General features: G+C 41.6%; 17 protein-coding genes. 16 read left to right on the forward strand and 1 reads right to left on the reverse strand.

What is annotated here, in order from left to right; all coding sequences use genetic code 11:
• The first annotated feature begins 21 nt into the window (after window positions 1-21).
• From AC0VX1_RS08730 to mutL, 14 genes are all read left to right on the forward strand, one after another.
• On the forward strand, window positions 22-1,254 hold the full coding sequence (locus tag AC0VX1_RS08730) for a competence/damage-inducible protein A (RefSeq protein WP_057278384.1): 1,233 nt from the start codon (window positions 22-24) through the stop codon (window positions 1,252-1,254).
• Between the two features lie 348 nt (window positions 1,255-1,602).
• Window positions 1,603-2,649, forward strand: a complete 1,047-nt coding sequence (gene recA / locus AC0VX1_RS08735; RefSeq protein WP_106027328.1) for a recombinase RecA — start codon at window positions 1,603-1,605, stop codon at window positions 2,647-2,649.
• Window positions 2,650-3,002: 353 nt separating this feature from the next.
• Window positions 3,003-4,562 (forward strand): ribonuclease Y, encoded by a 1,560-nt coding sequence (gene rny / locus AC0VX1_RS08740; protein WP_034313519.1) that lies wholly within the window; start codon window positions 3,003-3,005, stop codon window positions 4,560-4,562.
• Between the two features lie 152 nt (window positions 4,563-4,714).
• On the forward strand, window positions 4,715-5,512 hold the full coding sequence (locus AC0VX1_RS08745) for a TIGR00282 family metallophosphoesterase (protein ID WP_145504992.1): 798 nt from the start codon (window positions 4,715-4,717) through the stop codon (window positions 5,510-5,512).
• Window positions 5,513-5,685: 173 nt separating this feature from the next.
• Complete coding sequence (gene spoVS / locus AC0VX1_RS08750) at window positions 5,686-5,946, forward strand: stage V sporulation protein SpoVS (RefSeq protein WP_029281188.1); 261 nt, start codon at window positions 5,686-5,688, stop codon at window positions 5,944-5,946.
• Between the two features lie 133 nt (window positions 5,947-6,079).
• The gene (locus AC0VX1_RS08755) at window positions 6,080-7,012 is read left to right on the forward strand and encodes a dipeptidase (protein ID WP_411739775.1); all 933 of its coding nucleotides are present in this window, start codon (window positions 6,080-6,082) and stop codon (window positions 7,010-7,012) included.
• 215 nt (window positions 7,013-7,227) lie between these two features.
• Window positions 7,228-8,985: a 2-oxoacid:acceptor oxidoreductase subunit alpha gene (locus tag AC0VX1_RS08760; protein ID WP_057278381.1), complete on the forward strand. Its 1,758-nt coding sequence runs from the start codon at window positions 7,228-7,230 to the stop codon at window positions 8,983-8,985.
• On the forward strand, window positions 8,972-9,838 hold the full coding sequence (locus AC0VX1_RS08765; protein WP_057278380.1) for a 2-oxoacid:ferredoxin oxidoreductase subunit beta: 867 nt from the start codon (window positions 8,972-8,974) through the stop codon (window positions 9,836-9,838). Before AC0VX1_RS08760 ends, AC0VX1_RS08765 begins: the two co-directional genes overlap by 14 nt.
• Before the next feature lie 702 nt (window positions 9,839-10,540).
• Window positions 10,541-11,581 carry an L-threonine 3-dehydrogenase gene (gene tdh / locus AC0VX1_RS08770; protein WP_475471738.1) on the forward strand — a complete coding sequence of 347 codons (1,041 nt, stop codon included), beginning with the start codon at window positions 10,541-10,543 and terminating at the stop codon, window positions 11,579-11,581.
• 342 nt (window positions 11,582-11,923) lie between these two features.
• Complete coding sequence (gene miaB / locus AC0VX1_RS08775; RefSeq protein WP_048684706.1) at window positions 11,924-13,468, forward strand: tRNA (N6-isopentenyl adenosine(37)-C2)-methylthiotransferase MiaB; 1,545 nt, start codon at window positions 11,924-11,926, stop codon at window positions 13,466-13,468.
• Between the two features lies 1 nt (window position 13,469).
• Window positions 13,470-13,898 carry a YlbF/YmcA family competence regulator gene (locus tag AC0VX1_RS08780; RefSeq protein WP_034313499.1) on the forward strand — a complete coding sequence of 143 codons (429 nt, stop codon included), beginning with the start codon at window positions 13,470-13,472 and terminating at the stop codon, window positions 13,896-13,898.
• Between the two features lie 213 nt (window positions 13,899-14,111).
• Window positions 14,112-14,651: an outer spore coat protein CotE gene (locus AC0VX1_RS08785; RefSeq protein ID WP_057278378.1), complete on the forward strand. Its 540-nt coding sequence runs from the start codon at window positions 14,112-14,114 to the stop codon at window positions 14,649-14,651.
• Between the two features lie 217 nt (window positions 14,652-14,868).
• Window positions 14,869-17,493 (forward strand): DNA mismatch repair protein MutS, encoded by a 2,625-nt coding sequence (gene mutS, locus AC0VX1_RS08790; RefSeq protein WP_475470765.1) that lies wholly within the window; start codon window positions 14,869-14,871, stop codon window positions 17,491-17,493.
• A 22-nt stretch (window positions 17,494-17,515) separates the two neighbouring features.
• Window positions 17,516-19,456, forward strand: a complete 1,941-nt coding sequence (mutL, locus tag AC0VX1_RS08795) for a DNA mismatch repair endonuclease MutL (RefSeq protein ID WP_475470767.1) — start codon at window positions 17,516-17,518, stop codon at window positions 19,454-19,456.
• A 586-nt stretch (window positions 19,457-20,042) separates the two neighbouring features.
• On the opposite strand, the gene AC0VX1_RS08800 is transcribed toward mutL, so the two are convergent.
• Window positions 20,043-20,696 carry a cupin domain-containing protein gene (locus AC0VX1_RS08800; protein WP_463502428.1) on the reverse strand — a complete coding sequence of 218 codons (654 nt, stop codon included), beginning with the start codon at window positions 20,694-20,696 and terminating at the stop codon, window positions 20,043-20,045.
• 335 nt (window positions 20,697-21,031) lie between these two features.
• On the opposite strand from AC0VX1_RS08800, the gene AC0VX1_RS08805 reads away from it, so the two are divergent.
• Entirely contained in the window at window positions 21,032-22,921 is a 1,890-nt protein-coding gene (locus AC0VX1_RS08805) for an OPT family oligopeptide transporter (RefSeq protein WP_475471740.1), read from the forward strand.
• Window positions 22,911-23,381: a PqqD family protein gene (locus AC0VX1_RS08810; RefSeq protein ID WP_475470769.1), complete on the forward strand. Its 471-nt coding sequence runs from the start codon at window positions 22,911-22,913 to the stop codon at window positions 23,379-23,381. The genes AC0VX1_RS08805 and AC0VX1_RS08810 overlap by 11 nt, the downstream gene beginning before the upstream one ends.
• The last annotated feature ends 66 nt before the right edge of the window (window positions 23,382-23,447 follow it).

Consider the following 23,447-nt stretch of genomic DNA (forward strand, 5'->3'; position numbering starts at 1 on the left):
ACGAATGGTGGTTTTGAAAAGATGGATGCAGAAATCATTGCAGTGGGCTCAGAGCTTCTTTTAGGTCAAATCAATAACACTAATGGAAGATTCTTATCGCAGCAGTTTGCGGAAATGGGGATCAACGTTTTTTACCATACTGTGGTCGGGGATAACGACCGTCGATTACAACAAGCTATAGAAATCGCTGAATCGAGGGCGAACTTGATTGTTTTTACTGGTGGGCTTGGTCCTACCAAAGATGACTTAACGAAAGAAACGATTGCTCGCCATATCGGGAAAAAGCTCGTTTTTAATGATGAAGCTTTGCAATCCATTGAAGCTTACTTCCAAAAACGGGAACGGCCGATGACGGAAAACAACAAAAAGCAGGCCCTTGTCTTAGAAGGCAGTGAAGTGTTGGCAAACGATCATGGCATGGCCCCAGGAATGGTTTTGTCCAAATCCGGGATTACATATATGCTCCTGCCTGGTCCACCAAGTGAAATGGAGCCGATGTTTTTAAGTTATGGTTATGAAAAGATCATGAATAAATTGGAAAAGCATGAACGGATCGATTCCAAGGTTTTACGGTTCTACGGTATAGGTGAAGCCGAACTGGAAACGGTGATTGAAGATCTCCTTGTCAATCAAACGAATCCGACAATCGCTCCGCTGGCAGCCGAAGGGGAAGTGACGTTAAGGATCACCGCCAAAGGCCCTTCCAAAGAAAAATGCGAAGAACTTATTTTAGAAACGGAAAAAGAAATTCTTGGCAGGGTCGGCAAGTTCCATTATGGAAGTGATAATACTTCGCTAATAAAGGAACTTGTAAAAGAATTAACGGTCCGCAAGCTTTCAATCGCGGCAGCTGAAAGCTTGACCGGGGGGATGTTCCAAGAACAGCTGACAACCATCCCGGGCGCCGGTAAAGTCTTTAAGGGCGGAATGGTCTGCTATACGAATGATGCGAAGTCCAATGTCCTCGGCGTCAGTGATGATACCATATCTGAGTATGGGGTGGTCAGCGGTGAGTGTGCAATGGAAATGGCCTCTAATGTCCGGAGTAAGCTCGATGCGGATGTAGGCATAAGCTTTACGGGTGTTGCAGGGCCGGATGAACAAGAAGGCAAGCCTGTTGGTACAGTATTTATTGGCATTTCCTATCGCGATGGAAACACTCATTTCAAGGAGTTGAATCTTTCCGGTAGCAGGGCGCAAAACCGTATTCGGAGTGTGAAATACGGCTGTCATTACCTATTAAGGGATTTATAAACGCCATAAGCAGAGCTTTAATACAGCTCTGCTTTTTATTTGGTTTTAGAAGTTTGTTTCTTGAAAAATAGGGAAAAAAGAAAAAAGTTAATTCAATAAAAATGTATTTTTTAGGGAGTAAGTGAAGCGAAATGGAAATTTCCTTAAGCTAAAACGCTTTTTTACAAAGAATATCCCGAAAGAAAAAAACGAATGAATGTTCGACTTTTTGCTTGGCAAAATAGTAAAAAGAGTATATAGTAAAGATAGGTTTTGAGACAGGGTACAAACCTTGAACTCGAATAATTGCTAACGTAAGTACACCTTTAATCGGACAGCCGATTAGTTGAATATAGAGGAGGAAATTAAGTGAGTGATCGTCAAGCGGCTTTAGATATGGCGTTAAAACAAATTGAGAAACAATTTGGTAAAGGTTCGATTATGAAACTTGGGGAACAGACTGATCGTAGGATTTCAACGATCTCAAGCGGTTCTTTAGCATTGGACGTAGCGTTGGGAGTAGGCGGATATCCAAGAGGCCGGGTCATTGAGATATATGGACCTGAAAGCTCCGGTAAAACGACTGTAGCATTACATGCCATTGCAGAGGTACAAAAGACTGGCGGGACGGCTGCATTCATTGATGCCGAGCATGCTTTAGATCCAGCATATTCAGAAAAACTTGGTGTGAATATCGATGAGTTACTGCTTTCACAGCCTGATACGGGTGAACAAGCCTTAGAGATCGCTGAAGCGCTAGTTCGAAGCGGAGCGGTAGATATCATTGTCATTGACTCGGTGGCAGCACTTGTTCCTAAAGCTGAAATCGAAGGCGAAATGGGAGATTCCCATATGGGTCTCCAAGCCCGGATGATGTCTCAGGCACTTAGAAAACTGTCTGGTTCCATTAATAAATCAAATACCATTGCCATTTTCATTAACCAAGTCCGTGAAAAAATCGGTGTTATGTTTGGGAATCCAGAAACGACTCCGGGAGGCCGGGCATTGAAGTTCTATTCAACTGTTCGTCTGGAAGTGCGCCGTGCGGAGCAATTAAAACAAGGTAATGAAATCGTGGGTAATAAAACGAAAATCAAAGTTGTAAAAAACAAGGTTGCTCCACCATTCCGCCAAGCAGAAGTTGACATCATGTATGGTCAAGGGATTTCACAGGAAGGTGAAATCATCGATATGGGTGCAGACCTTGATATCGTCCTTAAAAGCGGCTCATGGTATTCATACAATGAAGAGCGTGTCGGACAAGGCCGTGAAAATGCGAAGCTGTTCTTGAAAGAAAATCAGGATATCGCTCAGGAAATTTCTCAGAAAATCAGAAATCACTATAATCTTGATGGAGAGCATGAATTACCACCAGAAGAAAATGAAACAGAAGAGCATTTTGAATTGCTTGATTAATGATATTTGGAAAAGGCCTAAGCTTATTCGCTTAGGCCTTTTATGTATATTTTAAGAAAAATGCGAAATTTTCAACGGATTAAATGGCATTGTAATCAGATTTACAGACTGCTTCCATAATGAATGCTGTACATTATGATGGTTGATATTAAGAAAACTTGAATAAACATTGATACATAAGGGACAAACGCTTGACAATAAAAATTCTCAACTATACAATTAATATGTATATTTTACAATTTTTCAAACTAAAATTTTGAAAATTAAGTGCTGTATATTGAATTTATGTGCAATGTACTTGCCGACAGTTCAACATTTTATGTAAAAAGTTCATAGCAAGGGGAGGTGAAACGATGGAACCCATGACAATCATCTTCACTTTGCTTGGCCTAATCGTCGGTGCAGTTGTTGGTTATTTTATTCACAAATCAAAATTTGAGAGTAGAATAGCAGGGGCAAAGGGCTCTGCAGAACACATCCTTGAGGATGCAAAACGTGAAGCGGAAGCACTTAAGAAAGAAGCCTTGTTGGAAGCAAAAGATGAAATTCATAAAGTTCGTGCCGATTCGGATCGGGAAGCCCGTGAAAGAAGGAACGAATTACAAAAACAAGAAAATCGGTTATTGCAAAGAGAAGAGAATCTGGACCGTAAGGATGAAACGTTAGACAAACGTGAGAGCCTTTTGGAGAAAAAAGATGATTCTCTAAACCAAAGACAACAGCATATTGAAGAGATGGAAAGCAAAGTGGAAGAGATGGTTCGTAAGCAGCAAACAGAGCTTGAACGTGTTTCCGGTTTAACTCGTGAAGAGGCTAAAGCAATCATTATAGACCGAATGGAAAACGAGCTTGCTCACGATGTAGCGCTTATGATTAAAGAAAGTGATACCCGTGCCAAAGAAGAAGCTGATAAAAAAGCAAAAGAAGTCCTTTCTCTTGCCATTCAGCGTTGTGCGGCTGATCATGTTGCAGAGACCACCGTTTCTGTAGTAAATCTTCCAAACGATGAAATGAAAGGACGGATAATCGGACGTGAAGGACGAAATATCCGGACGTTAGAAACGCTAACAGGTATTGACCTAATTATTGATGATACTCCTGAAGCTGTCATTTTATCTGGATTCGATCCAATTAGACGGGAAACGGCACGCTTGGCTCTTGAGAAACTTGTTCAGGACGGACGGATCCATCCGGCTCGAATTGAAGAAATGGTTGACAAAGCAAGACGTGAGGTAGATGAACATATTCGTGAAATTGGTGAACAGACTACTTTTGAAGTTGGAGTTCACGGTCTCCATCCAGATCTCATCAAAATACTAGGACGTTTGAAATTCCGTACCAGTTATGGGCAAAACGTACTTAAACATTCAATTGAAGTGGCCCAGCTTTCAGGTTTACTGGCCGCTGAGCTCGGTGAGGATGAAGTTCTTGCCCGCCGTGCAGGTTTATTGCATGATATTGGGAAAGCGATCGATCATGAAGTGGAAGGCAGTCACGTTGAAATTGGCGTTGAATTAGCAACCAAATATAAAGAGCATCCAACTGTCATTAACAGCATCGCTTCACATCATGGCGATACGGAACCAACTTCCATCATTTCAGTGCTTGTGGCTGCCGCTGATGCATTATCAGCTGCAAGACCGGGAGCAAGAAGTGAAACGCTTGAAAATTACATTAGAAGACTTGAAAAGCTTGAGGAAATTTCCGAGTCCTATGATGGAGTGGAGAAATCTTTTGCGATTCAAGCCGGACGAGAAGTGCGGATTCTAGTGAAACCAGAACAAATCGATGATCTTTCGGCACATCGACTCGCACGTGATATCCGGAAAAGGATTGAAGAAGAGCTCGATTACCCAGGTCATATAAAAGTCACGGTCATCCGTGAAACAAGAGCAGTCGAATATGCCAAATAATTGTTAGTGAAAGACGAAGTGGTGCAAACCACTTCGTTTTTTCTTTTTCCCATATGAATCGTTAAGCGTAATTCTTATAATTACCCCAAATTATGTTACAATACATACTTGAATAATTCATATAATCAGGTGAATCCAGAAAGGGTTTTACAATGAAATTGCTATTTATAGGGGATGTAGTGGGATCTCCAGGTCGCGACATGATCCAAGAATACCTTCCTAAGTTAAAAGAAAAGTATCGTCCGCATATCACGGTCATCAATGGCGAGAATGCAGCAAGTGGCCGGGGGATTACAGAAAAGATTTACCGCAGTTTTTTAGAGTGGGGAGCGCAGGCAGTGACCATGGGAAACCATACATGGGATAATCGTGATATTTTCAACTTTATCGATGAAGCGAAATATCTTGTCCGTCCAGCAAACTTTCCAGACGGGGTACCCGGAGAAGGTATGAAATTTTTAAAATTGAACCAGCATGAAATAGCGGTCATCAATTTGCAAGCGAGAACGTTCATGCCGGATTTGGACTGTCCGTTCAAAAAGGCGGAAGAACTAGTGGCGGAGGCTCGAAAAAAGACACCGATCATCTTTGTCGATTTTCATGGTGAAGCGACAAGTGAAAAGCAAGCCATGGGTTGGTTCCTGGATGGTAAGGTTACAGCAGTCGTTGGTACACACACACACGTCCAGACAGCAGATAACCGTATATTACCTGCAGGCACCGCTTACATATCAGATGTAGGCATGACAGGACCATATGATGCCATCCTTGGTATGGAAAGAGAGGCAGTCATCCATCGGTTCCTGACCAGCCTTCCAGTTCGTTTCGAAGTCCCAAAAGAGGGACGGACCCTATTAAGCGGGGTTCTCCTTGATATTGATGAGAAAACTGGCAAGGCAAAGAAGATAGAAAGGATCCTGATTAACGAAGATCATCCCTTTTACCATTGATTCGAATGGATGGACAGTCAAACTGCCATCCGTTTTTACATTCTTTAATAAATGGTGTACAATCCCGGTTTTCTTTGTCATACAAGTTTTACTTGATGAATATAGTAGCAGTGGAAAGTGTTATAACTATTGAGCCAAGTTAGAATCGGCAGGGAAAACAAGGAGGACTAGGAATGGAAATATTAAAAGTTTCAGCAAAATCTAATCCTAATTCTGTAGCAGGCGCACTAGCGGGAGTGCTCAGGGAAAGAGGAGCAGCCGAAATTCAAGCAATCGGTGCAGGTGCGTTAAATCAAGCCGTCAAGGCAGTAGCAATCGCAAGAGGGTTTGTCGCACCTAGTGGAGTTGACTTGATTTGTATTCCTGCCTTTACAGATATACTTATTGATGGCGAAGAGAGAACGGCAATAAAACTAATCATTGAACCAAGATAATTGCAAGTTTGGGTGTCCTGTTTGTCGGATGGCGAGCAGGCACTTTTTTGTCGTGACTTCCAAATGACGAAAGGCCCGTGTCGCCTTATAATGGTATATATAATCACAAAAAAGTACAGGAAGGGGGATTACATTGGAAATTTTTGATGCACATTGTGATGTGCTGATGAAGATGTTCATCGATCCGGATATTTCTTTTACAAATAGTGATAAATTACATATAACAAAGCGGGGTTTATTGGACGAAGGGGGAAAAGTCCAATGTTTTGCCATATATATACCTGAAAAAGTCCACCCTGATATGAGATTTCAAGCGGCTTTGGCGATGGTGGATATTTTTCATGAAAAGATTTTGTCGGAGCCGGAAATGAAATTTATAAAGACCAAGGCAGATATCGAATCTTTAAAAGAAAAGGAAATCGGTGCAATGCTAACTTTGGAGGGATGCGATTGCATTGGGAATGATTTGTTGAAACTGAAAACCCTTATTCATCTTGGAGTATCCTCCGTAGGTTTGACTTGGAATCACGCTAACTTGGTAGCGGATGGGGCATTGGAAACAAGAGGGGGAGGCTTGACCGGGTTTGGAACGGAAGTGGTCGCGCTACTGAATGAGAAGTCAATTTGGTGTGATTTATCCCATTTATCTGAAGCTGGATTTTGGGACACCCTAAAGTTGGCGAAATTCCCGATCGCCTCCCATTCGAATGCTTATCAGCTTTGTCCGCATCCGCGAAATTTAAAGGACGGGCAGATAAAAGCCCTTTTACAGAAAAATGGGATGATCGGCGTAACCTTTGTCCCGCAATTTCTAGCAAATGGCCCGGTTACGATAAAGGATATCTTGAAACATATAGAGCATATATGCAGTTTGGGCGGGGAAAGACAAATTGGATTAGGGTCCGACTTCGATGGAATCGATCATATGGTAGAGAAGTTAACGTCATATAAGGATTATCATAACTTAATAAATGAATTGAACAGGCTTTATTCCAGTGAGTTTGTAAAAGGTCTCCTTTTTGATAATTTCACTCGTAATTTTCCGCTTGAAAAGGAAATATCTTAAGTGATTTTCAATTCTTACTATATAGATATGAATAAATATTCTGAAAATATAAAAAATAAAAGCAAAAAGGTTGCAATTTAATGATTTAACCGATAGAATTGAAAGCGTTTAGTACACCTTTCCTAAATTAGAACGATAATTATACATAGTTGAATGTTCTAAGAGAGGTGCGGTTAAATGCATTTATATACGAACGTCCTAAAGGAGTGTAAGACATGATCAATCAACTTTCATGGAAAGTTGGCGGACAACAAGGTGAAGGTATTGAAAGTACAGGAGAAATATTCTGTATTGCCCTCAATCGCTTAGGTTATTACTTGTATGGCTACCGTCATTTCTCATCCCGAATCAAGGGTGGACACACGAATAACAAAATTCGTGTAAGTACTACGGAAACTCGTGCTATCTCTGATGATTTAGACATCTTAGTTGCTTTTGACCAAGAAACAATTGACGTCAATTATAAAGAATTACATGAGGGTGGCATCATAATTGCAGATGCAAAATTCAAACCTGTCTGCCCAGAAGATACAAAGGCAGAATTATATATTGTTCCTTTTACGGAAATAGCAGCCGAATTAGGAACATCATTAATGAAAAATATGGTTGCCATCGGTGCAACATGTGCTGTTCTCGGAATGGAAATCTCCGTATTCAACGATGTGGTTGATGAAATATTCGGCCGTAAAGGTGAAGAAATCGTTAAGAAGAATATGGATGCCATTACTGCCGGCTATAAGGCAATGGAAGTGCTGCTTGGAGAAAAACTGGGCGCGATGGAGCTGGAAAAGGCAGACGGCCAAAAACGAATGTTCATGATCGGAAACGATGCTATCGCTTTAGGCGCAGTTGCAGGAGGTTGCCGCTTCATGGCAGCTTACCCGATTACTCCGGCTTCGGAAATCATGGAATACTTAATTAAGAAACTTCCTCAATTTGGCGGGACGGTCATACAGACTGAAGATGAAATCGCGGCAGCCACAATGGCTATCGGTGCGAATTATGGCGGTGTACGTGCCATCACAGCTTCAGCTGGACCTGGGCTTTCCTTGAAAATGGAGGCGATAGGTTTAGCGGGCATTACCGAAACGCCAATTGTCATCGTCGATACTCAACGTGGCGGTCCATCTACGGGACTTCCTACAAAACAGGAGCAATCCGATTTAATGGCCATGATTTATGGTACACATGGTGAAATACCTAAAATCGTCATGGCTCCGAGTACTGTTGAGGAAGCTTTTTATGATACGGCAGAAGCATTCAACCTTGCAGAGGAATATCAATGTCCGGTTATCGTTTTATCCGACTTACAGCTATCATTAGGTAAACAAACGGTTCAGCCGCTTGATTACGGCAAAGTGGAGATAAGACGCGGTAAATTGGTGGACTTTGAAATTGAAGAGCCAGAAAACAAATCTTACTTCAAGCGTTATGAAGTAACGGAAGACGGAGTCTCACCACGGGTAGTGCCTGGTATGAAAAATGGAATTCACCATGTTACGGGTGTTGAACATGATGAAACGGGCAGACCTTCCGAGACGGCCTTGAATCGCAAAGTGCAAATGGATAAACGGATGCGTAAGCTGAATAATTTAACTAACACATTCCAAACACCAGTATACAAAAATACACCGCATGAAGAAGCGGATTTATTAATTCTTGGTTTTAACTCAACACGCGGGACGATTGATGAAGCGATCGGCCGTTTAGAAACGGACGGAATGAAAGTGAATCATGCGCAAATCCGCTTGATTCATCCTTTCCCAGCTGATGAAGTCCTTTCATTGGTGCAAAGTGCTAAGAAAGTAGTAGTTATTGAAAATAATGCGACTGGACAATTGGCTAATATTATCAAGATGAATGTCGGACATGTTAATAAAATAAAAAGCATCCTAAAATATGATGGCAACCCATTCCTCCCGCATGAAATTCACACACAATGCAAGGAGATGTTCGAATATGGCAACGTTTAAAGAGTTTCGGAATGATGTAAAACCTAACTGGTGTCCTGGCTGCGGAGATTTCTCCGTTCAGGCTGCCATGCAGCGTGCGGCAGCCAATGTGGGATTGGAGCCGGAGAATTTGGCCGTTGTTTCCGGTATCGGCTGTTCAGGGCGTATATCCGGTTACATCAAGTCATATGGTTTCCACGGCATCCATGGGCGCTCACTGCCAATTGCCCAAGGAGTAAAAATGGCCAACCGTGAATTGACCGTTATAGCTTCAGGCGGTGACGGAGATGGTTTTGCAATCGGGATGGGACACACCATCCATGCGATCCGCCGTAATATCGACATTACGTATATTGTCATGGATAACCAAATTTATGGATTGACTAAAGGCCAGACTTCTCCTAGATCCGCTGCTGGATTTAAAACGAAATCCACTCCAGAAGGATCAATAGAACAGGCTGTTTCACCTATGGAATTAGCATTGTCAGCTGGAGCTACGTTTGTGGCCCAAAGCTTTTCCACTGACTTGAAAGACCTGACGGCGATCATTGAAGCAGGGATAAACCATAAAGGGTTCTCCTTTATCAATGTTTTCTCTCCTTGCGTAACATATAATAAGATCAATACGTATGATTGGTTTAAACAAAACTTAACTAAATTGAACACGATTGAAGGCTATGATTCATCAAATAAAGAACAGGCCATGCAGACTTTGATGCAGCATGACAGCCTTGTGACAGGGATCATTTATCAAGACTCTTCACGCCCTTCGTACCAGGAATTAGTGCCAGGGTATGCCGAAAAAGCACTAAACAAATCAGATTTGACACTGGATCAAGCGCACTTTGATAAGCTTGTTGCTGAATTTATGTAAAAGTTAAAAGGTTCACCCCTTAAGATGGGGTGAACCTTTTTTTTGTGATTAACTGGAAAGCTCAGGAAGAGAGAATCACTATACTCTCTAAATTAGAATCCGAAGAAATTGCAACGATTCCTTCTACGACAATTGTGATGGCGGTCCCGATCGCGGTCCCGATCGTTGTCGCGCCTATTGCAGCCCCTTACAGCACGACAAAAATTGTCTGCGATTCTATCGTTATCTCTGTCCCGATCGCGGTCCCGATCGCGGTCCCGATCGCGGTCCCGATCGCGGTCCCGATCGCGGTCCCGATCGCGGTCTCGATCGCGGTCCCGATCGTGGTCCCGATCCCGGTCGCGGTCGCGCCTATTGCAGCCCCTTACAGCACGACAAAAATCGTCTGCGATTCTGTCGTTATCTCTGTCCCGATCGCGGTCCCGATCATGATGATCATGATTATTGCATCCACATGACATATAAGTCACTCCTTCATTGTTTTTGTTTTTTGTTGTACAAGATATCTTATTCGAGAGCGGACAAGATGCTATAGAAACATGACCCATTTAACAAAAATGTACGAATGCCTAAAAATCATCATTATTAATGTGAAAAGGCCGGTACAAAAGTGATTATGGTATTTTTGTGATTGATTTTTCATATCTTTACATATTAAGGTAGATGAAAAAGCACAGCCCTATTTCAGGGGGAATGTACATGTTGAAAGGTAAAATGAAAGCGATCGTCAAACATCACCGAGGTTATGGGGCACAATTACAAGTTGTCGATATACCGGACATTCGTGATGACGAGGTCTTGATTCGAGTGAAGATGACCTCGATCTGCGGAACGGATATTCATATTTTCACCTGGGATGAATGGTCACAAGGAAGGGTGAGCCCGCCATACGTATTTGGGCACGAATTTGCAGGGGAAGTAATCGAGATAGGAGCAAGTGTCAGTAATGTTTCAGTTGGTGATTGTGTATCTGCCGAAACACATATAGTTTGCGGTACATGCAGGCAATGCTTAACCGGACAATTCCATATCTGTAAAAAAACAAACATTATCGGTGTGGATAAACAAGGGTGCTTTGCAGAGTACATAGCTCTGCCAGCCAAGAATTTATGGAAAAATCCAAGTGATATGCCACTCGATATAGCTACCATCCAAGAACCGATGGGGAATGCCGTCCATTCAGTGCTAGCTGGCGAGGTGCTGGGTAAAACGGTGGCAATAATCGGTTGTGGTCCAATTGGGCTTATGGCGATTGCTGTAGCAAAGGCTGCAGGTGCTGATAAAGTAATCGCTCTTGATATTAATGATTATCGACTTCAGCTAGCCAAAAAGATGGGTGCCACACACCTCATTCATTCAATGAATCAGGATCCAGTGGATATCACGAAAAGTATTACAAGTGGGGACGGGCTGGATGTTGTTTGTGAAATGAGCGGGAATCCAGCAGCTATCCAACAAGGGTTCAAGATGGCGACCAATGGTGGAAGAATATCCATTCTAAGTCTGCCTTCTAAGCCCGTCTTGATTAATATAACTGAGGATATCGTATTCAAGGGTCTTACTGTCCAAGGGATAACTGGAAGGAAGATGTTTTCAACCTGGCAACAGGTTTCAAGTCTGCTTGAAAGTGGCAAGGTTGATGTAAAACCAATGATTACCCATCGGTTCTCACTCAGTGATTTTGAAAAGGGATTTGAACTGATGATCAAAGGCCAGTGTGGTAAGGTTCTCCTTATACCTTGAACACCTAAAAAGGTGGAAATTGCATGCTCTGCATTTGAAAAATCTTGAAAGGGGAAAGCGTCATCCAAAAATGATAAGAAGAGGCTAAATTCGTCATAGCCTCTTCTTTCATGTTCTTATTTTCAATATTTGTGAAAAATTTCTTACAATTGAAGAAGCCACGACAGAATGATTGTTTCTTGCTGTTAAAAGCTTTATACTATGATAATGTGGATATATCACACTTAATAGCTAATATTTACTGGAAATTCTTAAAAAGGAATCCGTATAAATCCATTTGATGATAGGTCTTGGAATAGTTGGTGAAAGAAATAAACTAACTATTTTGAAAGGAGATTAACTATGAACGAGAAACAACGATTAGAATCACAACAAGTACAGGCTGAGAATCCAGCGGACAAAAAATCCGAAAAGGACTTCAGTAAGTACTTTCAAGCCGTTTATATTCCACCTTCCTTAAAGGATGCGAAAAAGCGGGGAAAAGAAGAAGTAGAATATCATGATGACTTTGCCATTCCTGAAGGTTTCCGCGGAATGGGAGAAGGTAAAAAGTTTTACATTCGCACTTTTGGCTGTCAAATGAACGAACATGATACAGAAGTCATGGCGGGCATCTTTATGGCACTTGGTTATCAGGCGACAGACTCGGTGGATGATGCTAACGTCATTTTACTTAACACTTGTGCGATTCGGGAAGGCGCAGAGAATAAAGTGTTCGGTGAATTGGGGCATTTGAAATCATTGAAATTGGAAAAGCCTGATCTACTGCTTGGGGTTTGCGGCTGTATGTCACAAGAGGAGACAGTTGTAAAGCGGATTCTTGAGAAGCACCATTTTGTAGATATGATTTTCGGAACGCATAACATCCACCGCCTGCCGCAAATTCTTAATGAAGCGTATCTTTCCAAGGAAATGGTCATTGAGGTTTGGTCTAAAGAAGGTGATGTAATCGAGAACCTTCCGAAAGTGCGTAAAGGAAAAACTAAGGCATGGGTCAATATCATGTATGGCTGCGATAAGTTTTGTACATACTGCATCGTACCGTACACGAGAGGGAAAGAAAGAAGCCGCAGGCCTGGAGATATCATCCAGGAAGTCCGTCATTTAGCGGCACAGGGTTACAAGGAAATAACCCTGCTTGGACAGAATGTGAATGCTTACGGTAAAGATTTTACGGATATCGATTATCGTTTCGGCGATTTGATGGATGAAATCCGCAAAATCGACATTCCGCGTATTCGTTTTACGACAAGCCATCCCCGTGATTTTGATGATCATTTGATTGAAGTTCTGGCTAAAGGCGGAAATCTCGTTGACCATATCCATCTTCCAGTTCAATCGGGAAGTACGGAAACACTTAAAATCATGGCCCGTAAGTATACACGCGAACAATATTTAGAGCTAGTTAAAAAAATCAAGGAAGCTATCCCAAGTGCATCGCTAACCACGGACATCATTGTAGGCTATCCGAATGAAACGGAAGAGCACTTTGAAGAAACGATGTCATTATACCGTGAAGTTGGTTTTGATGCAGCATATACTTACATCTATTCACCACGTGAGGGAACACCGGCTGCGAAAATGCAGGATAATGTACCGATGGAAGTGAAAAAGGAACGTCTGCAACGCTTGAATGCCCTTGTAAATGAAACGTGCGCATTGAAAATGAAAGAGTATGATGGACAGATTGTTGAAGTGCTCGTTGAAGGCGAAAGCAAGAAGAATGCGGAAGTATTAGCAGGTTATACAACGAAAAATAAGCTCGTGAACTTCAAAGGACCAAAATCCGCTATTGGCAAAATCGTAAAAGTGAAAATCACCGGAACGAAAACATGGTCATTAAATGGGGATATGGTTGAAGAAGCAACGGCGATTGAGGTGGAGTAATATGACTAAATATACTAAAGATGACATTCTGAATAAAGCGGCCGAGCTTGCTGAAATGATCGCCAGCACGGAAGAAGTCGATTTCTTTAAACGGGCAGAAGCTCACATCAATGAAAATCAAAAAATCCGTGAAATGATCGCCAGCATCAAGAGTTTGCAAAAACAGGCTGTAAACTTCCAACATTACGGCAAAGAGAAAGCATACAGTCAAGTGCAGGCCAAAATTGATGCACTGGAAAAACAATTGGATGAACTTCCGATCGTGCAAGAATTCAAACAATCCCAAGTGGATGTAAATGATCTTTTACAAATGGTCTCATCACAGGTATCGAATAAGGTGACGGACCTGATTATTGAATCAACCGAAGGCGATGTCCTTCGAGGTGAGACAGGTTCACAGGTACAAGCAGGCGGCGGAAGCTGTTCATGAATATTAAAAAAGCCCTTCTGGTTTCAGAAGGGCTTTTTTAATATGCGGAAATCCTTATACAGTGCCCATTCGTGACACATATCCCAAAACATGCGCATAAAATAACCTAGGTTTAAAACATTACAGCAGTTTTCAAACAATTAAAATTCTACGCACAATAGACTTTTACCACGCATAGGATGAATGGAAACTGTATGAGGAGGGTTCGCTAGCATGTCACAATATAGAGAGATAATTACTAAAGCGGTGGTGGCAAAAGGACGTAAATTCACAAAGTCCTCTCACACCATTTGCCCGGCTCATCATCCTTCTAGCATTCTAGGTTGTTGGATCATCAACCATAAATACGATGCAAAGAAAGTCGGCAAAAAGGTAGAAATTCACGGCAGCTACGAAATCAACGTCTGGTATTCTTATAACCATAATTCGAAGACGGAAGTTGTAACTGAAAAAGTGCAATATACCGACGTTATTTCGCTGAAATACCGTGATCCCGATTATCTTGATGACCATGAAATCGCTGCAAAAGCTGTCCAACAGCCGAATTGTTTAGAAGCATGCATCTCCCCATGTGGACAAAAAATCATTGTCCATGTGGAAAGGGAATTCTTTGTGGAAGTCGTCGGCGAAACGAAAATTTGTGTCGCTGTAAGTCCAGATGGCCGCTGTGAGGATGACTGGGGCTCTGATTTCGATGATGAGGATTTCGAAGATTTAGATCCGGATTTCCTTGATGAATTCGAAGACGAATAGAATATAGAAATTAATACCGGATGACATTCCCTTCATCCGGTTTTATTTCATTTGAAGCGGGACAAGTCCCTATGGCTTTGCAGATACAGCTAGCTTACAATGTAAAGGATAATTGATTTACCATGCAATTTCGAATACAGGCCATGTTGCATTTTCGTATGTTATAATGAAGGACATAAATGTGTAATAGATTTTAGTTTGGAAAGGTTTTGAAGGAATGGCTGGATATACTCCAATGATACAGCAATATTTAAAAATTAAGGCAGAGTATCAGGATGCCTTTTTATTTTTTCGTTTAGGCGATTTTTATGAAATGTTTTTTGACGATGCACTGAATGCATCACAAGAGCTCGAAATCACATTAACGAGCCGAGAAGGCGGTAGTGAAGAGCGAATTCCGATGTGCGGCATTCCGTATCACTCGGCTGCTAATTATATTGATATATTGATAGAAAAAGGTTTTAAAGTAGCTATTTGTGAACAGACCGAAGATCCGAAGCAAGCCAAAGGTGTGGTACGCAGGGAAGTTGTCCAGCTGATTACCCCGGGAACGAAAATGGATAGTAAGGGTCTTCGTGAAAAGGAAAATAATTATATTGCCACCATCACTTATTTTACGGATGGTCAGTTTGGCTTTGGATACAATGATTTATCAACAGGGGAAAATAAGGTTACATTGATTGAGAGTTTCGAGGAAGTTCTGAATGAATTTGCCATCCTTGGTGCGAGTGAAGTGGTCATTGCCGAGGATTTCAATGAAGAATGGAAAAAAATGCTTCAAGAACGGGGCGCAGCCGCCCTATCCCTAGAGAGTAATTTGGTCCAAGGCGAGTCATTCGCTCCATTGCTTCATTTGTTAAAAGACCAGAAACTGGCGATAACGACCTCACGTTTATTGAATTATCTATACCGTACCCAAAAACGCAGCCTGGATCATTTACAGCCAGTGCTTGCATATGAAACATCACAATATATGAAAATTGATTATTATAGCAAACGTAATTTGGAATTAACTGAAACCATTCGTTCCAAAGGTAAAAAAGGCTCATTACTATGGCTGCTTGATGAAACAAAAACAGCCATGGGCGGAAGGATGTTGAAGCAATGGATTGATAGACCGCTCATAAATAAAAAACAGATCGAGCGGAGACAAAGCCTTGTTGAAACCCTGAAAAATCAATACTTCGAACGACAAGACTTACGTGAACGCCTGAAGGAAGTGTACGACTTGGAGCGGCTTGCCGGAAGGGTGGCCTTCGGGAATGTAAACGCTCGGGACTTGATTCAACTGAAACGTTCCTTGCAACAGGTGCCGGTCATTCGTGAAATCGTGAAGTCAATGGCTTCCAATCAGGATATTTCAATCCTGGCCGATAAATTGGATCCTTGTGAAGAAGTGACGGATTTACTTGAAACGGCGCTTGTAGAAAACCCTCCATTGTCCGTGAAGGAAGGGAATATCATTCAGGACGGTTTCCATAAGGAGCTGGATACATACAGGGATGCCAGCAGAAACGGGAAAACTTGGATTGCACAGCTTGAACGCGAAGAGCGGGAACGCACCGGGATCAAATCCTTGAAAATCGGATATAATCGTGTATTTGGCTATTACATTGAAGTCACACGAGCAAATTTGCATCTGCTTGAAGAAGGCCGTTATGAACGGAAGCAGACTTTAACGAATGCCGAACGTTATATCACACCTGAATTGAAAGAAAAGGAAGCTTTGATTTTACAAGCAGAAGAAAAAAGCATCAGTTTGGAGTATGACTTATTCCTCAATCTTCGTGAAGAGGTCAAAAGCTATATCCCTCGCTTACAGGATTTGGCGAAAGGCGTCAGTGAACTGGATGTCCTGCAGTGCTTTGCGACGATTAGTGAAGAACGCCATTATGTGAAGCCTGTCTTTTCCGATGATCGAAGAATCGTACTGAAGGAAGGCAGGCATCCAGTGGTCGAGAAAGTCCTTCAATCACAGGAATATGTCCCCAATGACTGCTTTATGGATGGAGATCGGGAGTTACTCTTGATCACAGGGCCCAATATGTCTGGTAAAAGTACGTATATGCGTCAAATAGCGCTAACATCGATTTTAGCGCAAATTGGATGCTTCGTATCCGCAAGTATAGCTGAATTACCTATTTTTGATAAGGTATTTACCAGGATTGGCGCGGCAGATGATTTGATTTCCGGTCAAAGTACATTCATGGTCGAGATGCTTGAAGCAAGAAATGCCATCATGAATGCGACAGAAAACAGTTTGATATTATTTGATGAAATAGGCCGGGGAACATCAACTTATGATGGGATGGCGCTTGCTCAGGCCATCATTGAATATATTCATGAGGAAATTGGGGCAAAGACACTCTTTTCGACTCATTATCACGAATTGACTGTTTTGGCAACGGAACTCCCAAAATTGAAAAATATCCATGTAAGTGCCATTGAGCAAAATGGAAATGTCGTTTTCCTTCATAAAATTAAAGAAGGGCCAGCAGATAAAAGCTATGGAATTCATGTGGCTAAGCTTGCTGATTTACCGGAGCAGTTAATAGATCGGGCGGCTGCTATTTTAGCCAAGCTAGAGAATGAAAATGGACAGGCAAAGGCGATTCCTGAACAGCCTGCTGCTGAAAAAGCATCTATTGCCGAAGCTGCCCCTGTTACATCCGTCAATGAGGCACAGCTTTCCTTCTTTGGAGAAGAAGCTCCTAAAGGAAGGGTGAATTCTTCACCAAAGGAAAAAAAGGTGCTGGATGACATAAAATCACTGGATATCCTTGAAATGACGCCGCTTGAGGCAATGAATACCCTTTATAAATTACAAAAGAAACTTAAATGAGAATTAAAGCGAGGCGATAAAAATGGGAAAAATCATACAGCTTGATGAGGCTTTATCTAATAAAATCGCAGCTGGCGAAGTTGTTGAACGCCCAGCCTCAGTCGTTAAGGAACTTGTGGAAAACGCAATAGATGCAAACAGTACCATTATAGAGATTGAATTGGTGGAGGCTGGACTTGGTTCCATTCGGATCGTGGATAATGGCGATGGGATTTTACCTGATGACATAGAAGCGGCATTTAAACGTCACGCCACTAGTAAAATTAAAGATGAAAATGATCTCTTCCGAATCCGAACACTTGGCTTCCGCGGTGAAGCCATGCCCAGTATTGCTTCAGTTTCCCGTTTTGAAATGAAAAGCAGCACTGGCGAAGGGGTAGGAACGCGCATACTTCTTGAAGGAGGCTTGGTTAAGGAACTTGAGGCTTCATCCAGCCGTAAAGGAACGGATATCCTGGTTTCCGACTTGTTTTTTAATACCCCTGCACGGTTGAAATATATGAAAACCATTCATACCGAGCTAGGAAATATTACGGATGTCGCTAACAGGCTCGCACTTTCACATCCGGATGTTTCTATACGGTTAACACACAATGAGAAGCGTATCCTCCATACGAATGGTAACGGTGATGTCAGGCAGGTGCTAGCGGCAATCTATGGTACGAATATTGCCAAAAAGATGATTCCGGTTCAGGCAAGCTCCTTAGATTTCAAATTATCCGGATATATCGTCATGCCTGAGATCACCCGGGCATCAAGGAATTACATTTCAACCATGATAAACGGGCGCTTCATTAAAAACTATGCGCTCGTGAAAGCAATCCTGGATGGGTATCATACACTTCTTCCAATTGGACGTTTTCCAATCGCTTTGCTGAATATCGAAATGGATCCGATTCTTGTCGATGTCAATGTACATCCATCCAAAATGGAAGTAAGGCTCAGCAAGGAACAGGAATTGTACAGTCTTGTATCGGAAACGATTAAATCTTCGTTTAAAAAGATGTCTCTAATACCAAGTGGATATACACCAGCAGCAAAGCCGGAACAGGTGAAAAGTGAGCAAACCACTCTGGAATTGGACCATGTTGTGGAAAGCGGCAAGCGGGTCCTGGAAGAAGCCAAGAAAGAAGCTTCCCTCTTGAAGGATACCTTGATACGGGAAAAGCAGGAACAAAAGAATTACGTGGATCATAATGAAGATTTCAATTTTGAACCAATAAAGGAAATAATCTATAGCACTGAACAGCAGCAAATGGAAGATGTCTATGTACCGGTCTTACTAGATGATGAAAGCAAATCATATTTCGAGTCAGCTGAAAAGTTTACAACCTACACAGTCGAACAAGAGGAGGAAATCGAGGCGAATGAACCGGAAAGCCGCATCCCTCCGATGTACCCGATTGGGCAAATGCATGGAACATATATTTTCGCCCAAAACGAAAAGGGCTTGTATATCATAGACCAGCATGCTGCCCAGGAACGGATTAAATACGAATACTTTAAAGAAAAAGTCGGTCGGGTTGAAAACGAGCTACAGGATATGCTGGTCCCCATCACCCTTGAATTTTCAACGGACCAATGTATCCGGATAAATGAATATCGGAATGAGTTGGAAAAAGTCGGCGTCTTTTTAGAGGAGTTTGGCTATAATGCCTATATTGTCCGATCGCATCCACAATGGTTCCCTAAAGGAATTGAACAGGAAATCCTTGAGGAAATGATAGAACAATTGCTATCGATGAAAAAGGTCGACATCAAAAAATTGCGCGAAGAAGCAGCCATCATGATGAGCTGTAAAGCCTCCATAAAGGCAAACCGTCATCTGCGCAATGATGAAATCCAAGCACTACTGGATGAACTGAGGCGGACAACAGATCCCTTCACATGCCCTCATGGAAGACCTATCATCATCTCATATTCCATATATGAAATGGAAAAAATGTTCAAACGGATCATGTAATTAAAAGCAATGGAGAACCCTTATGTAATAGGGTTTTCCATTGCTTTTTTAGTTAAATGACCACAAAATGACCACATTTATTGGTCCATGCTCTTTATTCCTAGAGCTTTTGAAAAGTTTTCTGCTGAAGATCCTGATTTGAATGTCCTAATCTTTCTGATACCACTTTAGCATTTTCTCCAATCTCCAACATTATAGTTGCAATTTTATGGAATTGGATTGAACACTTTGAAATCTGTAGGTACCTTTATATAAGAAAAGCTCTGAGCCAACCGCAAAATTGAAATGAATCGTCTGTTGTTATAGATGGGGGATCAATTTGAGAATCTCTTATATTATAAGAAGAAACTCGGTAGAATATAAAGAGAAGTATAACTGATTGTATCCAAGCGTACCCTGGATTTTTAATGCCCATAAACCACATTAGGTGACTACCATAATATAAGATGTGGCGGGAAAAACGGATCATGTAATTAAAAGCAATGGAGAACCCTTATGTAATAGGGTTCTCCATTGCTTTTTCGATTCCGATATATTAGTTGTATAGGCCCTCGAACAGGGGGAATCATGCTCCCAATATCTATCTTCAATAATAATAATACGGGGGATTGAGCTGATATTGATAGTTGTAATCCGGGGCAGTATACATTTGGTTATCATAGTGATTAATATATTGAGGATATTGCTGCATGTCTTCTTCGGCCGCTCGATGGCAGTTGGCTGGCGGACCGATGAATGTTGATGGCTGAACTGGTGCAATTGCTTTTTTCCATTGGTTTTCATCCATGCAATAAGTATGAGCCATAATATTTGCAGGTGTCAATTTCAAGATATCTGAACCGAGGATCACCTCAGGTGTTGGTGCATTAAAAATGGCGAGCAAGTGGGTATTATCAGCATTAGCCACTTCATAATGCCACCAACCTTGTGGGACGTTGGCCACTTGACCGGGTTTAATGGGGTAATTTTGAATTTGCTTTGTAAATGGATTAAGTAAGGAAACGGTTGCCGCTCCAGAAATGCAATACACTAGCTCCGCTGCATTTTGGTGATAATGCGGTTCTACGACATTGTCTGTACTAAGGTAAATATCTAATAATGAAACATTTTCGAGGGTATTTAATTGTTTAACACCTAATGAATTAATATAGTTTTGATTGTCTTTTTTCATGAAATTGCTTTTATTGACATCGAAAAAGAATTGTGTGGATGGTGAAGTATAGTCCATATAGGAGACCATGAATTTATCATTCCTTTTTTAAGACTTGATTTTTCAGGATATGTTAAATCTCATTCTAATGTGCACTTACCCAGTGGTTATGTGCCTATCGAGGTGATAAGGGTTGCTGATGATACTATCATTGAATGAATGATAGACAGTGACTTCGGGTAACGTATTAGTCATGGTTATTATATCAATATTATTTTATATATTTTATAACCGAAACTACTAATCTGATTATTGGATATAATCAAACTTTTAATAAGCAGAATTTCCCCATTGCGTGACTTTAAATTACAGTGATATAATGTTCTCTGTGATTTTAAAGTTTAACATAGGAAGTGGCTAAATTGTTGAACAATTCAAAAGAGAGTAAATTCGTCCCGTACGTTTCTGCATCTAAATCTCTACCGGAATTGACTGCAACTGCAATCATTCTAGGGATCATTCTTGCAATCGTATTCGGGGCGGCAAATGCATACTTAGGCCTACTTATTGGTTTAACTGTCTCTGCTTCTATACCCGCAGCGGTAATTTCAATGGCCATATTAAGAGGGGTTTTTCGCAGGGATTCAATATTAGAAAACAATATTGTGCAAACGATGACCACGGCAGGTGAGGCTATTGGTGCCGGTGCTGTATTTACCATTCCGGCATTATTCATGTGGGACATGGACGTGAGTCAAGCATTCATCATTTTCGTAGTATTAACTGGGGGATTTTTAGGGGTCTTCATGATGGTTCCCCTTCGCCAGCTTTTGATTGTAAGGGAGCATGAAACATTGCCTTATCCAGAAGGTACGGCATGTGCCGAGGTCCTGAAGTCAGGAGAAAAGGGCGGTACAAGCGCCAAGCTAATCGGAGCCGGTTTGGTAATTGGCGGTGTTGTTAAAGGGCTTGGTGATGGATTTAAGCTTTTCAAGACAGAGGTTGAAACAGGGATCACGAATTTTAAAAATGCAGTGGTTGGTCTTGATGCCTTTCCTTCCCTTTTGGGTGTAGGGTACATTATTGGACCGCGTGTTGCAGGGCAAATGCTAGGTGGGGGTTTATTAGCCTGGGTCGTTTTAATACCGGCCATCAGCTTTTTTGGCGGAAACAATGGGACAGCCATTTTCCCTTCTGATGTACCGATCGGTGAATTGGATGCATGGGGAATTTGGGATAATTATATTCGCTATATTGGTGCTGGTGCCGTTGCAACGGGCGGATTGATCACTTTGATCAAAACATTACCAATACTTTTCAGTTCAGTTATTGATACTCTTAAAGGCGTAAAAGCCAATAAAGGACAACTAAAATCGGGTTCTATCCGTACAGAACAAGACATACCGGTGAAATACGTTTGGTTGGGTACGATCATCTTAATTTTAATCATTGCTTTCACACCTATAACGGATGTAGGAATCATCGGTGCGATTGCAATCGCGATTTTTGGATTTTTATTCGTGACAGTGGCTTCAAGGGTTGTTGGAATCGTTGGAAGTTCGTCTTCCCCTGTTTCTGGAATGACGATCGCCACTCTATTGATTGTTGCGATTGTCTATAAGGCAACTGGTTTTACTGGTACGACTGGAATGGTAGCCGCTTTAACCGTCGCTGCAATCATTTGTACAGCGCTTGCGGTTTCAGGTGATGTTTCTCAGGATCTAAAAACAGGATTTATCGTCGGCGGAACACCATGGAAACAACAAGTTGCCATGATGATCGGTGTTGTTGCGTCCGCTTCTGTCATTGGTTTTATCCTGGTTCTTATGGATAACGCATATACGATGGGTTCTGCAGAACTGCCTGCACCTAAAGCGGCACTTATGAAAATACTTGCCGAAGGTGTTTTAGGGGGAGATTTACCTTGGACTCTGATCTTTATCGGTGCGGCTATTTCCATTACATTAGAGTTTTTCGGTTTGAATTCACTTGTCGTTGCAGTGGGCATTTACTTGCCGGTTCATACTAGTGCGCCAATCATGATCGGTGGATTTATTCGATTCTTCGTTGAGTTCTTCTCGAAAACAAAAGAAGCGCTTAAAGCACGGGTTGACAGAGGTGTATTATTTGCCTCTGGTTTAATAGCGGGTGAATCATTGATTGGTGTTCTTATTGCCATATTGATCGCAGCAGGTGTCCAAGTTCCGGCTGCGGCTAAATTAGCCAGCAATTTGCTGCCATTCTTATTATTCCTTGCTCTAGCTGGATTGCTTTGGTTCGTATCCAGCAAAGGGAAAAAAGAAGATGCTTCGTAAACGCCAATCAAAAAAGAGGAACCTGTTAACCATGGTTCCCCATTTGGAAAGACGCGTTACTATGGTGCAAGAATCTTCGGAAGCAACTTTTTTGGTCATTCAAAGGACCAATTTTGTGGAAAGAATGACCATTCGTTTCTTAAAACAGCCATCAGTCCGTAAAATCAAGCTTGATAAGTTTGGAGCATATGCCATTAAACAGATGGAGTTCCAAAGGAATGTAAATCAGATCTCTGAAGCGATGAGTGAACATTTTGGTGAGGAAGCGGAACCAGCCTTACCGAGGTTGATGAAATTCCTGGAAATTCTAGAGGTTCATGATTGGATCATATGGGATGATGAAGAAAAAAATGAAAAAGAGCTGAAGCACTTCTGGGTGCTTCAGCTTTTTTCTGTATTGGTACAAAATTTACCACATCTGCATTTTATGAAATTAGACTATAGGTATAATTATTTGTAATAACTTTATATGCGTTGTATTCTTGTACTGTTAGTCATGATTAATAAAGCAAAACTATTCACATTT

It is taken from the genome of Peribacillus sp. QJM3NY_7, assembly GCF_056173225.1.

Coding starts and splice junctions, on each gene's coding strand:
- AC0VX1_RS08785 (WP_057278378.1), top strand. CDS start 14,112: ATGTCACAATATAGAGAGATAATTACTAAAGCGGTGGTGGCAAAAGGA.
- AC0VX1_RS08780 (WP_034313499.1), top strand. CDS start 13,470: ATGACTAAATATACTAAAGATGACATTCTGAATAAAGCGGCCGAGCTT.
- AC0VX1_RS08810 (WP_475470769.1), top strand. CDS start 22,911: ATGCTTCGTAAACGCCAATCAAAAAAGAGGAACCTGTTAACCATGGTT.
- AC0VX1_RS08800 (WP_463502428.1), bottom strand. CDS start 20,696: ATGGTCTCCTATATGGACTATACTTCACCATCCACACAATTCTTTTTC.
- miaB (WP_048684706.1), top strand. CDS start 11,924: ATGAACGAGAAACAACGATTAGAATCACAACAAGTACAGGCTGAGAAT.
- mutL (WP_475470767.1), top strand. CDS start 17,516: ATGGGAAAAATCATACAGCTTGATGAGGCTTTATCTAATAAAATCGCA.
- AC0VX1_RS08765 (WP_057278380.1), top strand. CDS start 8,972: ATGGCAACGTTTAAAGAGTTTCGGAATGATGTAAAACCTAACTGGTGT.
- AC0VX1_RS08730 (WP_057278384.1), top strand. CDS start 22: ATGGATGCAGAAATCATTGCAGTGGGCTCAGAGCTTCTTTTAGGTCAA.
- AC0VX1_RS08760 (WP_057278381.1), top strand. CDS start 7,228: ATGATCAATCAACTTTCATGGAAAGTTGGCGGACAACAAGGTGAAGGT.
- rny (WP_034313519.1), top strand. CDS start 3,003: ATGGAACCCATGACAATCATCTTCACTTTGCTTGGCCTAATCGTCGGT.
- spoVS (WP_029281188.1), top strand. CDS start 5,686: ATGGAAATATTAAAAGTTTCAGCAAAATCTAATCCTAATTCTGTAGCA.
- AC0VX1_RS08745 (WP_145504992.1), top strand. CDS start 4,715: ATGAAATTGCTATTTATAGGGGATGTAGTGGGATCTCCAGGTCGCGAC.
- mutS (WP_475470765.1), top strand. CDS start 14,869: ATGGCTGGATATACTCCAATGATACAGCAATATTTAAAAATTAAGGCA.